This window comes from uncultured Virgibacillus sp., assembly GCF_947495635.1.
Lineage (GTDB): Bacteria > Bacillota > Bacilli > Bacillales > Amphibacillaceae > Virgibacillus > Virgibacillus salarius.
Genome location: NZ_CANMAB010000231.1, coordinates 1 through 480, shown reverse-complemented (window position 1 = coordinate 480; position 480 = coordinate 1). Strand labels below are relative to the sequence as shown.

Below are 480 nucleotides of genomic sequence, written 5' to 3'. Positions count from 1 at the left end.
CTGCGAGAGTTCGTTCTGTACTGGTTCGTGGGGCTACATAATCATTCGTGACAAGATGCTGTTCAGCTGGTTCTGGTAACGCATATTTATTCAGTTTCCCATTCCTCGTCAATGGCATCTTCTCTACTTGGACGAAATAAGTTGGAATCATATAATGCGGTAGTCCTTCCTTCATTCCATCTCGAATAGAAGCGATGTCGAGCTCCTGTTCCCCTACGAAATAGGCTACTAATAATTTTTCGTCTGCCTCATTTTTAACGAATACTGTGGCTTCTGATACCTGTGGTTGCTTTCGCAATTGATGCTCAATTTCGCCTAGCTCAACACGATAGCCTCGGATTTTCACTTGGTTATCGATTCGTCCTAAAAATTCAATTCTCCCATCTGGCAAGAATCGGGCAAGATCTCCAGTACGATACATCCGCTCTCCTGGCTCAAAAGGATTATCAAGAAACTTCGCTTCGGTTAATTCTCGATTAT

The 480-nt window shown here is 43.1% G+C and carries 1 pseudogene; it reads right to left on the bottom strand.

From position 1 onward, the window contains the following. Nucleotides 1-480, bottom strand: a pseudogene (locus tag Q1A47_RS20615) (AMP-binding protein); the annotation flags it as partial.